3 protein-coding genes are annotated in these 16,310 nt (G+C 75.4%); all 3 read left to right on the plus strand.

The window, feature by feature from the left end:
- Window positions 1–60 precede the first annotated feature (60 nt).
- Genes IF43_RS0126055 through IF43_RS0126065 form a run of 3 tightly spaced genes read left to right on the plus strand, consistent with a single transcriptional unit; the run spans window position 61 to window position 16,187 of the window.
- Window positions 61–288 (plus strand): MbtH family NRPS accessory protein, encoded by a 228-nt coding sequence (locus IF43_RS0126055; protein ID WP_030205281.1) that lies wholly within the window; start codon window positions 61–63, stop codon window positions 286–288.
- Window positions 289–345: 57 nt separating this feature from the next.
- Window positions 346–5,499, plus strand: coding sequence for a non-ribosomal peptide synthetase (locus IF43_RS0126060; protein ID WP_030205284.1), 5,154 nt, complete (start codon window positions 346–348; stop codon window positions 5,497–5,499).
- Window positions 5,496–16,187, plus strand: a complete 10,692-nt coding sequence (locus tag IF43_RS0126065) for a non-ribosomal peptide synthetase (protein WP_051796161.1) — start codon at window positions 5,496–5,498, stop codon at window positions 16,185–16,187. Before IF43_RS0126060 ends, IF43_RS0126065 begins: the two co-directional genes overlap by 4 nt.
- Window positions 16,188–16,310 lie beyond the last annotated feature (123 nt).

Consider the following 16,310-nt stretch of genomic DNA (forward strand, 5'->3'; position numbering starts at 1 on the left):
CCACCCCCCCACATCCCCCCACACCCATCCATCGCATCCATCAGGACTGAGGAGACGACCGTGTCCGCTGAGAACACCGCCGAGCAGGCCTCCGCGCCGACCCACCGCGTGGTGCTCAACCACGAGGAGCAGTACTCGATCTGGTGGCTCGACCGCCCGCTGCCCGTCGGCTGGTCCCCCGAGGGCACCGAGGGCAGCCGCGAGGAGTGCCTGGCCCACATCGGCGAGGTCTGGACGGACATGCGTCCGCTCAGCCTGCGCCGCCGCATGGACTCCCTCGCGGGCTGACGCGCCCCGCGCCCACCACACCGATCACGCCGATCATCAACGAGGAGCTTGAGACACATGAATCCCGAGTCGCGTACGGGCGCCTCCCCCAGCGAGCCCCTCCTGGCTCACGAACTCGTAGCGGGCCGGGCCGCGGCGGCTCCGGATGCGATCGCCGTGGTCGAGGGTGCCCGGGAGACCAGCTACGCCGAGCTCGACGCCCGCGCCGAGCTGATCGCCCGCCGGCTGCGCGCCCGGGGCGTCGGCCCGGGCGCGGTGGTCGGCGTCTGCCTGCCGCGTTCCGTCGAACTGGTGTCCGCCCTGCTGGGCGTGTGGCGGTCCGGGGCCGGCTACCTGCCGCTGGACCCCGAGCAGCCGGCCGCGCGTTCGTCCTGGATGCTGCGGGCCGCCGGGGCCGGTTTCGTCGTCACCGGACCCGGATCGGTGGCGGTGGCGGCCGGTTCGGGCGCCGAGCCGCTGCTCGTGTCCGAGCTGGGCGCCCCGGCCGTACCGGCCGAGGAGGGCTCCACGGAGGCCTCCTCGGCGGCCGCCGGGGCCCCGCGGGCCGACGCGGGCCCGCTCGACATCGCGTACGTCATCTACACCTCCGGCTCCACCGGCACCCCCAAGGGCGTCGTGGTCAGCCACGAGGGCATATCGAACCGGATCGCCTGGGCCACCGGGACGCACGGCCTCTCGCCGGCCGACCGGGTCCTGCACAAGACGGCGATCACCTTCGACGCGCACGTCTGGGAGGTGTTCGCACCCCTGGTCAGCGGCGGCACGCTGGTGCTCGCCCCGGCGGGCGCCGAGCGCGACCCGGCGGAGCTGCTGCGCACGGTCGCCGACCAGCGGGTGACGGTCCTTCAGGTGGTCCCCTCCGTGCTGCGGCTGCTCGCCGAGGAGACGGGCTGGGAGCGCTGCGACGCGCTGCGGCTGCTGTTCTCGGCCGGGGAGCCCCTGCACGCCGAGCTCGCGCAGCGGGTGCTGCGCCGGATCGGCGAGCCGGCCGCCGACGGCCGCTTCGAGCTCTGGAACACCTACGGCCCCACCGAGTGCGCCATCGACGTGACCGCGCACCGCTTCGAGCCCGAGCAGGCCACCGGCGCGGTGCCGATCGGGCGCCCGATCGGCGGGATGCGGGTGCTGGTCGCGGACGCCGAGGGCCGCCCCGTCGGGGTCGGCGAACCGGGCGAGCTGTACGCGGGGGGCGTGGGCGTGGCCCGCGGCTACCTGGGCAGCCCGGCGCAGACCGCCGACCGCTTCGTACCGGACCCCTTCGCCCAGGACGGCTCCCGCCTCTACCGCACCGGCGACCAGGTGCGCCGGCGCGAGGACGGGGTGCTGGAGTACCTCGGGCGCATCGACCACCAGGTCAAGGTCAACGGTGTCCGGATCGAGCCCGGCGAGGTGGAGAGCGCCCTGAACGCCCACCCCCGTGTCACCGGAGCCGTCGTCACCGCCTTCACCGGGCCGGACGGCGCCAAGCGGCTCGCGGCGCACGTCCTCGCGGAATCGGACGACGTGCTGGGCGGGCTGCGCGGCTTCCTGCAGGAGCGGCTGCCCGACACCCACGTGCCCGCGGTCTTCCTGCGCCTGGACGCCTTCCCGCTGACCGTCAACGGCAAGGTGGACCGGGCCGCGCTGCCCGCCCCCGAGCTCGCCGCCGCGCCGTCGCGGCCGGGTCGCCGGGAGCCGGGTACCGAGGCCGAGCGGCTGGTCGCCGCCGCCTGGCAGGAGCTGCTCAGGACCGAGGACATCGGCCTCGACGACGACTTCTTCGCGCTCGGCGGCACCTCGCTGCAGCTGGCCCGGCTCGCCGGCAAGCTCCGTACCGCGTCGGGGCGCCGGATCCAGCTGCGCGGGCTGTTCGCCGCGACCACGGTCGAGGCGCAGGCCCGGCTGCTGGCCCCGGAGGACGCCGCGACCGACGCACCGGACGGACCGGACGCGCCCGCCGCTCCCGCCACGCCCGGCGCTTCCGGTGCCACCACGTCCGGCGGTCCCGCCGACGGGGCGGCGGCCGGGGACGCCGAGCCGGCCGTCACCGCCGTGCCGCGCGACGCCGGACCGCTGCCGCTGTCCTTCGGGCAGCGCCGGCTGTGGTTCCTGGACCGGATGAACCCGGGCAGCTCCGAGTGGGTGGCCGGGCTGTTCCTGAAGGTGCCCGACGGCACGCACGTCGCGCACGTCCAGCGCGCCCTGAACGCCCTGGTGGAGCGGCACGAGGCACTGCGCACCCGGTACGCCGTGGTCGACGGCGAGTCCGTACAGGTCGTCGCCGCCCCGCACCGGGTCGAGCTGCGCCATCTGCACGCGGACCGGGCGGAGTTCACCGAGCTCCTCAAGGAGGAATTCGGCCGGGGCTTCGACCTGGAGACCGGGCCGCTGCTGCGGGCCGCCCTGGTGCGGCTGCGCGGCGGGGACCACGTGGTCACGGTGGCGATGCACCACATCGCCACCGACGGCTGGTCCTCGAACGTGCTGGAGCGGGAGTTCCACCAGCTGCTCGACGCCTACCGGGTGGGCCGCGTCGACGCGGGCCTACCGGCCAAGGAGCTGGACTACGCCGACTACGCGGTGTGGCAGCGGGCCCGGCTGACCGACGAGCTGATCGCCGGGGAGCTGGACCACTGGCGCGGCGTCCTGGCCGGCTCCACGCCCGTGGAGCTGCCCGCCGACCGGCCGCGGGCGGCGGTGCGCGACGGGCGCGGCTCGGTCGTCCACTTCTCGGTCCCCGCGCCGGTCGTGAGCCGGCTGACCGAGCTGGGCCGACGGCACGGCGCCACCCCGTTCACCACGCTGGTCACCGCCTACGCGACGCTGCTCGCGGCGCACACCGGCCGCTGGGACGTGCCGGTGGGGACGCCGGTGGCCGGGCGCGAGCGCGCCGAGACCGAGGGGATGGTCGGGTTCTTCCTCAACAGCGTGGTGCTGCGCTGCGGGCTGGACGCGGGGCTGACCTTCCGCGAGGCGCTGGAGCGGGTCAGGGAGACCACCCGGGACGCCTTCGCCCACCAGGACCTGCCCTTCGAGCGGCTGGTGGAGGAGCTGGCGCCGGAGCGGGACCTGTCCCGTACGCCGCTCTACCAGGTCGCCTTCGACCTGCACGACGAGTCCTTCAACGGGGCCGTGGAGGATGCCGAGGACGTCCGGACCCTGCAGGAGATGTGGGGCGTGGCGCACACCGACCTCACCCTCTACATGCGCCGCCACGGCGACGGGACGATGTTCGCGAGCCTGGAGTTCGCGACCGCGCTGTACGACGCGGCCACCGTGGAGCGGCTGGCCGAGCGCTTCCAGCGGCTGCTGGCCGCGGTCGCGGCCGACCCGGAGGTGCGCCTCGGCGAGGTGGAGCTGCTGCCCGCGGACGAGCGGGAGCGGCTCACCTCCCGGTGGGCCACCGCGCCGGTCGGGCCCGTCACCGCCGCCGTGCACGAGGTGTTCGCCGCGCAGGCCGCGCGGACGCCGGACGCGGTCGCGGTGCAGGAGCGCGCCCGGTCCGTCGGCTACGCGGAGCTCGACGCCCGCGCCAACCGGCTGGCGCACCGCCTCCGGGGGCTCGGCGTCGGCCCCGAGACGCGGGTCGGCGTGCTGCTCGACCGCGGCGCCGACCTGACCGCGACCCTGCTGGCCGTGTGGAAGGCCGGCGGCGCCTACGTGCCGATGGACCCGTCCTGGCCCGCCGAGCGGGTGGCCGCGATGGCCGGGGACGCCGGAGCCCGCGTGGTGGTGACGGCCACCGGGTACGCGGGGCGGTTCGCCGGGTACACCGGTGCGCTGGCACTGGTCGACGCGGACGCCGCCGAGGCGGCGCTGGCCGCGCTGCCGGCCACCGCGCCCGAGGTTCCCGCGGACCTGGAGCGGCTGGCGTACCTGATCTACACCTCGGGTTCCACCGGACGCCCCAAGGGGGTCGCGGTGTCCCACCGCGGTCTGGCCAACCACCTGCGGTGGGCGGTGGACGAGCTGGTCTCCCGGGGGACGGGCGGCAGCGCGGTCTTCTCCTCGACCGCCTTCGACCTGGCCGTGCCGAACGTGTGGGCGCCGCTGCTGGCCGGCCAGCGGGTGGTGATGCTGCCGCAGGACACGGACCTGACGGAGCTGGGGGCGCGGCTGCTGGAGTCGGGGCCGTACAGCTTCCTGAAGCTGACGCCCGGTCACCTGGACGTCCTCACGGGGCAGCTGACGCCCGAGCAGGCCGCCGGCCTGGCCGGGGTCGTCGTGGTCGCCGGCGAGGCGCTGCCCGGACCGCTGGCCCGCGAGTGGGCGGACCGGCTCGGCGCCGGCCGGCTGGTCAACGAGTACGGGCCGACCGAGGCCTCCGTGGGCACCTGCACCAGCCCGGTGCCGGCGGGCGCGCTGCCGCCGGTGGTGCCGATCGGCAGGCCGCTGCCCGGCATGGCGATGTACGTCCTGGACGAGTCGATGCGCCCGGTGCCGACGGGCTCCGTGGGCGAGCTGTACGTCGGCGGTACGGGCGTGGCCCGCGGCTACGCGGACCTGCCGGTGCCCACCGCCGAGAAGTTCGTGCCCGACCCGTTCGGGGAGCCGGGTGCGCGGCTGTACCGGACCGGGGACCTGGCGCGCTGGCTGGCGGACGGGCAGGTGGAGTTCCTGGGCCGTACCGACCACCAGGTCAAGATCCGCGGCTACCGCGTGGAGCCCGGTGAGGCGCAGGCGGTGCTGGCCGACCACCCGGGGGTGCGGGAGGCCGTCGTGGTCGCCCGGACCGACGCGGGCGGGGCGGTGCGCCTGGCGGGGTACTTCGTACCGGCCGTCAACCCGGTCGACGGCGGCGAGCTGGCGGAGTACTGCGCCGAGTTGCTGCCGGACTACCTGGTGCCCTCCTCGTTCACGGCGCTGGAGGCGATCCCGCTGAACGCCAACGGCAAGCTGGACCGGGCGGCGCTGCCCGACCCGGCGCCGGCGGCGGCCGGTGGCGGGGACGAGCCGGACGGCCCTCTGCAGGAACGTATTTCCGAGATCTGGGCCGAGCTGCTGGGGACCCGGATCGGGGTGCACGACAACTTCTTCCGCTCCGGCGGCAACTCGATCCTCGCGATCCGGCTCATCGCGGCGATCCAGACCGAGTTCGAGGTGGCGCTGCCGGTGCGCGACATCTTCGAGCATCCGACCGTCGCCGGTCTGGCGAACGCCGTCGAGTCCCGTATCCGCGCCGAGATCGAGCAGTTGTCGGACGCCGAGCTGCTGGAGGAGCAGAGCGCATGAGCATCCAGGAATCCGCGCCCGTCCAGCGGGCCGACCGCACGCCGTCCACCGAGGAGCTGAGGGCCGAGCTGCTGCGCAGCCGCCTCGCGGGCCGTCGCGGCCCGCGGGGCGGGTCCCGTCCGCTCTCCCCCGCCCCGGCGGGCATCCCCCGCGCCGACCGCGGCGCGCCGCTGCCGCTGTCCGCGGGCCAGCAGCAGATGTGGTTCCTGAGCCGGCTCGAGCCGGACAGCCCCGAGTACCTGGTGCCGCTCGTGCTGCGGCTGCGCGGCGCCCTCGACACCGCGGCGCTGGCCGCCGCCTGGCAGGCGGTCACCGACCGGCACGAGATCCTGCGCACCCGGTACGGCCTCGACGGCGTCGAGCCCGTACAGCTGGTGGACGAGCCGTCCGCGGTCGTCCTGGAGCTGGACGACCTCACCGGCGAGGACCCCGCCGAGCGGGAGGCGCTGGCCGCCCGGATCGTGGAGCGGGAGGTGTCCACCCCGTTCGACCTGGCCGAGCAGTGGCCCGTCCGGGCCCGGCTGGTCCGGCTGGCCGCGGACGAGCACGTGCTGGCGGTCACCTTCCACCACATCGCCTGCGACGCCTGGTCCACCCGGATCTTCGCCGACGAGCTGAGCACCCTGTACACCCGTCGGACCACCGGCGACGACACCCCGCTCGCCCCGCTCGAGGTGCAGTACGCCGACTACGCGGCCTGGCAGCGCGAGCAGTCGTCCGGCCCCCTGCTGGAGCAGCGGCTGGCGTACTGGCGGGAGCGGCTGGCCGGCGCCCTGCCGGTGGAGCTGCCGACGGACCGGCCGCGGCCGGCGGTGCGCGACACCACCGGCTCGGACGTCCCCATCACCTTCCCCGAGGGGCTGGCCGGGCGGGTGCGCGAGCTGGCCGCGGCCCACGGCGCGACCCCCTTCGCGGTGCTCCTGACGGCCTTCCAGGTGCTGGTGGCCCGCTACACCGGCCAGAGCGACGTCTCGGTCGGCACCGTGGTCTCCGGGCGCGGCCGCCCCGAGCTGCAGCGGCTCATCGGCTACGGCATCAACACGCTGGTGATGCGCGGCAGCTGGGCGGACGACCCGGGTTTCGGTGAACTGCTGGCCCGCACCCGCGCCACGGTGCTCGACGCGTTCGACCACCAGGAGGTGCCGTTCGCCCGGCTGGTGGACGAGTTGCAGCCGGAGCGCGACATGTCGCGCACCCCGCTGCACCAGGTCGCCTTCACGATGCACGAGCAGCGGCTGGACGCCTTCAGCCTGCCGGGCCTGACCATCGAGCAGTACGCCCGCCAGGACCGGATCGCCAAGTACGAGCTGACCCTCCAGATCGAGGAGGCCGCCGACGGCTCGCTGGGCGGCGCCCTCAACTACGCCACCGCCCTCTTCGACCGGGCCACCGCGGAGCGGATGGCCGGTCACCTGCTGCACCTGCTGGAGGCCGCCACCGCCGACCCGGAGCTGCCGGTGTCCCGGCTGCGGCTGCTCGGCGACGCCGAACTCGCCGTCGTCACCGGCTCGCTCAGCGGGCACCGGCCCGGTGCGCCGGTGGAGGCCTGCGTGCACGAGGCCTTCGAGCGGCAGGCCGCGGCGACCCCCGACGCGGTCGCCGTGACGGCCGGGAGCACCCACCTCACGTACCGGGAGCTCAACGAGCGCGCCAACCGGGTGGCCCACCAGCTGCGCGCCATGGGCGCCGGCCCCGAGCAGCTCGTCGGGCTCTGCCTGGAGCGCGGCGCCGACCTGCTGCCCGCCCTGCTCGGCATCCTCAAGTCGGGTGCCGGCTACCTGCCGCTCGACCCCGCCAACCCGGCCGACCGGCTCGCCTACGTCCTGGCCGACGCCGGGGCCCGGATCGCCGTCGCCTCCGGGGCGACCCTGCCCGCCCTCGCCGACGCGCAGGGCGTCGAGACGCTGCTGCTGGACCGGGACGCGGACCTGATCGACGCCCGGCCCGTCACGAACCCCGAGCCGCTCGCCGGCCCCGACTCGACCGTGTACGTCATCTACACCTCCGGCTCCACCGGCCGCCCCAAGGGCGTCGTGCTGGAGCACGGCAACGTGCTGCGCCTGCTGACCACCGCCCACGAGCACTACGCCTTCGGCCCGAGCGACGTGTGGACGATGTTCCACAGCTACGCCTTCGACGTGTCGGTGTTCGAGATGTGGGGCGCCCTGCTGTACGGCGGCCGGGTGGTCGTCGTCGGCCAGGACGTGACCCGCTCGCCCTCGGACTTCCTCGACCTGCTGGTCGCCGAACGGGCCACCGTGCTCTCGCAGACCCCGACCGCGTTCCGCTCGCTGGTCGCCGCCGCCGGCTCGGGCGACCCGCGCATCGACCTGCTGTCCCTGCGCGCCGTGGTGTTCGCCGGCGAGAAGCTCGAGGTACCCGAGCTGCGGCCGTGGCTGGACCGGGTCGGTCCGGACGGTCCGGCGCTGGTCAACATGTACGGCATCACCGAGACCACCGTGCACACCACGTACTACAGGATCGGGGAGGCCGACTTTGAACCGCTTGCGGGCAACCGGGTGGGCCATCCGCTCAGCGACCTTTCGGTGTATCTGCTGGACGCGGCCGGCCAGCCGGCGCCCGTCGGCGTCCCGGGCGAGATCTTCGTCGGCGGTCCGGGAGTCGCCCGCGGCTACCTGGGCCGCCCGGAGCTGACCGCCGAGCGGTTCGTCCCCGACCCGTTCGGCCCGCCCGGTGCCCGGCTGTACCGCTCCGGCGACGCCGCGCGCCGACTGCCGGACGGCGGCCTGGAGTTCATCGGCCGCATCGACAACCAGGTCAAGATCCGCGGCTACCGGGTGGAGCTGGGCGAGATCGCCCACGCGCTGCTGGAGCACCCGGGCGTCGGCGAGGCCGTGGTGCAGGTGCGCACCGACTCCGGCGAGAAGCAGCTGGTGGGCTACCTCGTCGCACAGGAGCCGGGCGGTCTGCCCAACCCGGGTGAGCTGCGCACCCTGCTGCGCCGGACCCTGCCCGAGTACATGCTGCCCGCCGCGTTCGTCCCGCTGGAGCGCATCCCGCTCACCGTCAACGGCAAGCTCGACCACCGCGCGCTGCCGGCCCCCGACACCGCGACGCTGCGCGGCGCGGGCGCGTACACGGCCCCCCGCACCCCGGTGGAGGAGCGCGTCGCGGCGGTGTGGGCCGAGGTGCTCGGCGTGGAGCGGGTCGGCGTCGAGGACTCCTTCTTCGACCTCGGCGGGGACTCGATCCGGGCGATCGCCCTGGTCGGCGCGTTGCGTGCGGCCGGGTACGACATCTCGGTGCGCGACGTGTTCGACTTCCGTACGGTCGCCCAGCTGTGCGAGTCGATCACCGGGCGGCCGGCGCTCGCGCCGGGCACCGAGACCGTGGCCCCGTTCGCCCTCGTCGACGAGGCCGACCGGGCCGCCGTCCCCGACGGGGTGACCGACGCCTACCCGCTGTCGCAGATGCAGCTCGGCATGGTCGTCGAGATGCTCGCCGACCCCAGCCGCAACCTCTACCACAACGTCTCCACCTTCCGGATCCGCGACGACCGGCCGTTCGACCCGGAGGCCTTCCGGGAGGCGGGGCGGATCGTCACCGCCCGCCACGAGGTGCTGCGCACGTCCATCGCGCTGACCGGCTTCTCCCGGCCCATGCAGCTGGTCCACGCCGAGGCCGTGATGCCGCTCGGCTGGCAGGACCTGAGCGGTCTGGACGCCGACGCGGTGGACGCGGAGCTGCGCGCCTTCACGGCCCTGGAGCGCACCCGGGTCTTCGACCTGGCCGTGCCCTCCCTGATGCGGTTCCACGCGCACCTGACCGGCGACGGCGCGGGCTGGTGGATATCGGTGACCGAGTGCCACCCGATCCTGGAGGGCTGGGGCCACCACTCGCTCCTGATGGAGCTGATCGAGGTCTACCGGGCGGTCCGCGACGGCCGCGAGCCGGAGCCCTTCGACGCCCCGGCCGTGCGCTTCGCGGACTTCGTGGCCGGGGAGCTGCGGGCCGTGGACTCGGAGGAGGACCGCGCGTACTGGCGTTCGATCGTCTCCGAGCACGCGCCGCTGCGGCTCCCGCAGGGCTGGGGCGACGACCCCCGCCTGCCCCGCGAGACCGTGCAGGCGGGCATCGTGTGGACCGACCTGGAGGAGGGGCTGCGGCGGCTCGCCGCCCGTGCCAAGACCTCCCTCAAGAGCGTGATGGTCGCCGCGCACCTGGCGGTGATGAGCCGGCTGACCGACGAGGCGGCCTTCCACACCGGCCTGGTGTGCGACGCCAGGCCCGAACTCCTGGGCGCCGACCGGGTGCTGGGCATGTACCTCAACACCCTGCCGTTCGCCCACGACCGCTCCGCCCGCACCTGGACGGAGCTGGTCCGCCAGGTCTTCGCCCGCGAGGTCGGACTGTGGGGCCACCGCCGCTACCCGATGGCCGCCATCCAGCGCGAGTGGGGCGGTTCGCGCCGGCTGCTCGACGTGTACTTCAACTACCAGGACTTCCGCCAGGTCGACGCCGGCGTGGTGGACCACGAGGGCGGGATCGACGACAGCCCCTCGGAGTTCCCGCTGACGGTGTCCTCCCGGGTCGGCCACGTCATCGTGACCTGCGAGTCCCATGCGGTGAACCGGGAGCACGCCGAGCGGCTGGTGGCGATGTACCGCCGGGTGCTGGAGGCGATGGCCGCCGATCCGGACGGGGACGCCACCGTCGACCTGCTCGGGCCGCAGGAGCGCCGGGAGGTGCTGGTCGGGGTCGAGGACACCGCCGTGCCGCGCGGGGCGGCCACGGCCCTGGACCTGTTCACGGCCCGGGCCGCCGCCGAGCCCGGCGCGGTCGCGCTGCTGCGGGACGGCCGGGAGTACTCGTACGGCTGGCTGCTGGAGCGCAGCGAGCGGTACGCGCGGGCGCTGCGCGCGCTGGGGGCCGGCCCCGAGTCGGTGGTCGGCCTGCTGCTGGACCGGACTCCGGAGCTGCTCGCGGCGATGCTGGGGGCCTGGCGGACGGGCGCCTCGTACGTACCGCTGGACCCGGCGTTCCCCGCGGACCGGATCGGCTACGTGCTCGCCGACGCGGGCGCCGGTCCGGTGGTCACCGAAGCGGCGTACGCGGACGTCCTCGACGGGGTGCACGACGGGCCCCGGCTCGTCCACGACCTGCCCTGGCCCGAACTCCCGCAGGACGGGGTGCTGCCGGTGGCGGCCGGGGCCGGCCAGCTCGCGTACACCCTGTACACCTCGGGCTCGACCGGCCGCCCCAAGGGCGTCGGCATCGAGCACGCCGCGCTGGCCAACCTGCTGCTGGCGATGGCCGAGCAGCTGGGTTCCGGCGCCGCCGACACCTGGCTCTCGCTGACCTCGGTGTCCTTCGACATCTCGGGCCTGGAGCTGTTCCTGCCGCTGGTCACCGGCGGCCGGCTGGTCCTGGCCGACCACCTGGACACGAGGGACGGCGCCGCGCTGGCCGCCCTGGTCGAGCGGCACGGCATCACCCACGTCCAGGCCACCCCGTCGGGCTGGAACCTGCTGCTGCGCTCCGGTCTCGACCGGGCCCGCGTCACGGCACTGACCGGTGGCGAGGCGCTGCCGGCGGAGCTGGCCGGGGAGCTGCGCTCCCGGGTGGACCGGCTGGTCAACGTGTACGGGCCCACCGAGACGACCATCTGGTCGACGAGCTGGGAGGTCCCCGGCGACGGGGGCCCGGTCTCCATCGGCCGCCCGATCGCCAACACGTCGGTGTACGTGCTCGACCGGGCACTGCGGCCGGTGCCGGCCGGCGTCCCCGGTGAGCTGTACATCGGGGGTGCGGGCCTGGCCCGTGGCTACCGCAACCTGCCGGGGCGGACTGCCGCGGCCTTCGGCCCGGACCCGTTCTCCGAGGTGCCCGGCGCCCGCATGTACCGGACCGGGGACGTGGTGCGGATGCGGCCCGACGGCACGCTGGTGTACGTCGGCCGGGCCGACGACCAGGTGAAGATCCGCGGGGTGCGGATCGAACCGGGCGAGGTCGAGGCCGCGCTGATGACCCTGCCGGGCGTCGCGCAGGCCGCGGTCACCGTCCGCGAGGACACCCCGGGCGACAAGCGCCTGGTCGGCTACGTCGTCCCGGCGGACGGCGACCCGGTCGAACCGGGCGCGCTGCGCCGGCTGCTGGCCGCCCTGCTGCCGGAGCCGATGCTGCCCTCCGCGTTCGTCGCGCTGGCGGCGCTGCCGCTGAACGCGGCGGGGAAGGTCGACCGCCGGGCGCTGCCGGCGCCCGAGGGCGACGCCCTGGCGGCCGCCGACTACGTGGCACCGCGCACCCCGGCGGAGGCGCGGATCGCTTCGCTGTGGGCGGAGGTGCTGGGCGCGGACCGGGTCGGTGTCGAGGACTCGTTCTTCGACCTCGGCGGGGATTCGCTGCGCGCCGTCAACCTGGTCGGGGCGCTGCGGGAGGCCGGCTACGACATCGCGGTCCGCGACGTCTTCGAGCAGCGGACCGTGGCCGGGCTCACCGGGGCGGCCGCGGCGCGGCCGCCGCTGGCCGGCGGGATCGCCGCGGTGGCGCCGTTCGCCCTGATCGGCGCCGAGGACCGGGCGCTGGTGCCGGCCGGGGTGGCGGACGCCTACCCGGCCTCGCAGCTGCAGCTCGGCATGCTGGTGGAGATGCTCGCCGACACCGGCGGGTCCACGTACCACCAGTGCGTGTCCATCCGGGTCACCGACGACCGGCCCTTCGAGGAGGCGGCGCTGCGCGCGGCCGTGGCGCGGGTGACGGCCCGCCACGACGTGCTGCGGACCTCGTTCGACCTGACCGGGTTCTCGCAGCCGATGCAGCTGGTGCACGCGGCGGTCGAGGTGCCGGTGCGCGTGCACGACCTGCGCGGGCGGGACGGGGCGGACCAGGAGGCGGCGCTGGCGGCCTTCCTGGCCGCCGAGCGGGCCGACCGGTTCGACCCGGCCCGGACCCCGCTGCTGCGGGTCGCGGTCCACCTGGAGGACGACTCCGCCTGGCGGGTCACCTTCAGCCAGCCGCACGCGATCACCCAGGGCTGGGGCCAGTTCGCGCTGGTCACCGAGCTCGTGGACGTCTACCGGGAGGTCCGGGACGGCCGCGGCGACGGCGCCCCGTACCAGGCTCCCCCGATCCGGTACGCGGACTTCGTGGCCGGCGAGCTGGAGTCGCTGGCCTCCGGCGCGGACAGCGCGTACTGGAAGGGCGTCACCGGCGGCTACGCCCCGCTGCGGCTGCCGGCCGGCTGGGGCGAGGAGGGCGAGCGGCGCACGCACGTGGTGCCGGTCGACCTCTCCGACCTGGAGCAGCCGCTGCGGGCGTTCGCCTCGCGCGGCCGGGTCTCGCTCAAGAGCGTGCTGCTGGCGGCCCACCTGAAGGTGATGAGCCAGCTGACCGAGGAGGCGGCCTTCCACACCGGACTGGTCGTCGACGTCCGGCCCGAACTGCCGGGTGCCGACCGGGTGCTGGGCATGTACCTCAACACCCTGCCGTTCGCCCACGACCGTACGGCCCGCACCTGGGACGAGCTGGTCCAGCAGGTGTTCGCCCGCGAGGTGGACCTGTGGGGCCACCGCCGCTACCCGATGGCCGCGATCCAGCGGGAGGCGCCGGGCGCGCAGCGGCAGATCGAGGTCCTGTTCAACTACCACGACCTGCGGGTCTTCAACAGCGACCGGATCGACGCGGGGTCGAGCGTCGGCGAGACCACCACCGAGTTCGCGCTGAGCGTCGCCACCGGCGGCCGGGGCCTGAACCTGACCGCGGACTCCCGGGTGCTGAGCCGGGCGAACGGGGAGCGGGTGGCCCGTATGTACCGGGCGGTGCTCGCCGCCATGGCGGACTCCCCCGACGGCGATCCGCGCCTGACGTACCTCGGTGACGCGGAGGAGGAGCTGCTGCGCTCCTGGACGCGGACCGGGCGCGAACCGGCCTGGGTGGCGGTGGAGGAGGAGCTGGAGCGGACCGCGGCCGCGGACCCGGGGCGGCCGGCGCTGACCTCCGACGGGGCGGTGCTGAGCTACGCCGAGGTGGCGGCGGAGTCCAACCGGCTCGCCCACCACCTGCGGTCGCTCGGCGTGGGCCCGGACACGGTCGTCGCCCTGCACGCCCGCCGCTCCCCCGCCACGGTCGTCGCCGTGCTGGCGGTGCTGAAGGCGGGCGGCGCCTACCTGCCGCTGGACCCGGCGCTGCCGGCGGAGCGGCTGGCGTACATGGCGGGGGACGCGCACGCCGTCCTGCTGCTGGGCGAGGGGCTCGCGCAGGCGCCGGACCTGCCGGCCGTCGCGCTGGACCGGCCCGCCGCGTGGGCCCACCACCCGGCGACCGCGCCCGCGCCGGTCGCCGACGCCGACCACCTCGCGTACGTCATCTACACCTCGGGCTCGACCGGCCGCCCCAAGGGCGTGCAGGTCACCCGGCGGGGCATGGCCAACCACCTGCTCGCGAAGGTCGAGGACCTGGAGCTGACGGCCGCCGACGCGCTGGTGCAGAACGCCTCGTTGTCCTTCGACATCTCGGTGTGGCAGATGCTGGCCGCGTTCGTGGTCGGCGGCCGGGTCCGGGTGGTCGACGAGGCGGTGGCGGTGGACCCGGCGGCCCTGTTCGGCCGGACCGCCGACGAGCGGATCACGGTGCTGGAGGTCGTGCCGTCGCTGCTGCGCGCCGCGCTCGACGCCCGCGACGCGGGCCTGCTCACCTGCGAACTGCCGCACCTGCGGTGGCTGGTGGTGACCGGGGAGGCGCTGCCGCCGGACCTGTGCCGCCGCTGGGCCGACCGGTTCCCGCACGTGCCGCTGGTCAACGCGTACGGGCCGACCGAGTGCTCCGACGACGTCACGCACGCCGTCGTCCGGGCCGGCGACCCGGTCGGCGAGGCCCGGGTCACCATCGGCCGGCCGGTGCGCAACACCCGGCTGTACATCCTGGACGCGGCGATGTCGCCGGTTCCCGTGGGCGTCCCCGGGGAGCTGTACGCCGGCGGCGCCGGGGTCTCGCGCGGCTACGGGGGGCGCCCGGCGCTCACCGCCGAGCGGTTCCTGCCGGACCCGTTCGGCCCGGCCGGCTCCCGGCTGTACCGGACCGGCGACGTGGCCGCCTGGAACGAGGACGGCACCATCGAGTTCCTCGGCCGGGTCGACCACCAGGTCAAGGTGCGGGGGGTGCGCATCGAGCTCGGTGAGATCGAGGCCGCCCTGACCGCCCTGGACGCGGTCGCGGACGCGGCCGTCGCGGTCCGCCGGGGACCCCTCGGCCACGAGCAGCTCATCGGCTACGTGGTGGGCGCCGACGGCACCGCCCCCGACGGGGCGGCGCTGCGCGAGGAGCTGGCCAGGTCGCTGCCCGAGGCGATGGTCCCGGCGGCCTACGTGCCGCTGGCCGCCCTGCCGCTGACGCCCAACGGCAAGGTGGACCGGGCGGCCCTCCCGGAGCCGGCCGCCTGGTCGGCCGGGGACCGCCCGTACACCGAGCCGGCCACCGCGACCGAGCGGCGGATCGCGGCCATCTGGTCGAAGGAGCTGGGCATCGCGCGGATCGGGCGGGAGGACGGGTTCTTCCGGCTCGGCGGCGACTCCATCCTGGTGATCCGGGTGATCGCGGCCGGGCGCAAGGCGGGGCTGGACATCTCCCTGTTCCTGCTCTACCAGCACGACACGCTCGCCGCGCTCGCGGCCGCCGTGGACGCGGCGGCCGTGACGGCGGCGGCCGCGGCCGCGACCGGCACGGCCGGGGCGGGCTCCGGCGCGGCCACCGAGCGGGTCCTGGACCCGGAGGCGGTGCGCGGGGCGCTCGCCGCGAGCGGGGTGCCGGGCGCCTCGCTGGCCGTGATCGAGGGCGGCGAACTGGTCGCCCTGGAGGCCATCGGAAGGCTCGACGCGGACGGCGACGAGCCCGTCACGACCGACACCGTCTTCCAGACCGGCTCCTGGGGCAAGCACGTCACGGCCGTCGCCGTGCTGCGCCTGGTCGACCAGGGCGTACTGGACCTGGACGCGCCGGCCGACGCGTACCTGCGCGACTGGCGGCTGCCGGCGGCTCCCCGGCCCATCACGGTACGCCACCTGCTCAGCCACCTCGGCGGGCTCGCGGAGACCCCGCGCCAGGCCGTGCGCAGGGGCGAGCCGGTACCGGCGCTGCTGGACCTGCTGCGCGCCACGGCGGTGCCGGAGCGGCCCGCCGGGTCGGGCTTCCTCAAGTCCAACGCCCACTACTCCGTGCTGGAACGGCTGCTGACCGACGTCACCGGGGAGCCCTTCGAGGCCCTGATGCGGCGGCTGGTGTTCGATCCGCTGGGGATGGCGGGCAGCAGCTTCGACCGGTCCTTCCCCGCGTCCTGCGGGCGGCCCGTGGCCCTGGGCCACGACGAGCGGGGCAGGCCGCTGGAGGGGGGCTGGCTGGTCCATCCCGAGCTCGCCGCCGCCGGCCTGTGGAGCACCGCGGCCGACATGGCCCGGTTCGAACTGGAGGTGCGGCGCAGCTTCCTGGGCCGTCCGCTGGCCCTGCTCTCGCCCGCGAGCGCCGGGCAGCTGCTCACCCCGCACAGCTCGGGCTTCTACGGACTGGGCACCATCGTCGACGACGGCGGGGCGGAGCTGGAGTTCGGCCACGGTGGCTCGCCCGGCGGCTACCAGGCCGTCTCGATCAACCGGCTGCACCGCGGCAGCGGGCTGGTCGTCCTGACCAACGGCGAGTTCGACGAAGGGGTCCTCAAGGCGGTCGGCATCGACCGCTGACCGGCCCGCCGGCGCGGCCCGACGCCGGATCAGAAGCGGTATCGAAGATGTATAGCCCCCGGTCGGAGACTGCTCCGGCCGGGGGTTCTTCGTGAGTCCGCGCCGGCAGCACTACGGGTCGAG

The organism is Streptomyces sp. NRRL S-87 (genome assembly GCF_000719335.1).
Taxonomy (GTDB): domain Bacteria; phylum Actinomycetota; class Actinomycetes; order Streptomycetales; family Streptomycetaceae; genus Streptomyces.

Bases quoted from the DNA above. Each gene is read 5' to 3' on its own strand.
- IF43_RS0126060 (WP_030205284.1), top strand. From the start codon at position 346: ATGAATCCCGAGTCGCGTACGGGCGCCTCCCCCAGCGAGCCCCTCCTG.
- IF43_RS0126065 (WP_051796161.1), top strand. From the start codon at position 5,496: ATGAGCATCCAGGAATCCGCGCCCGTCCAGCGGGCCGACCGCACGCCG.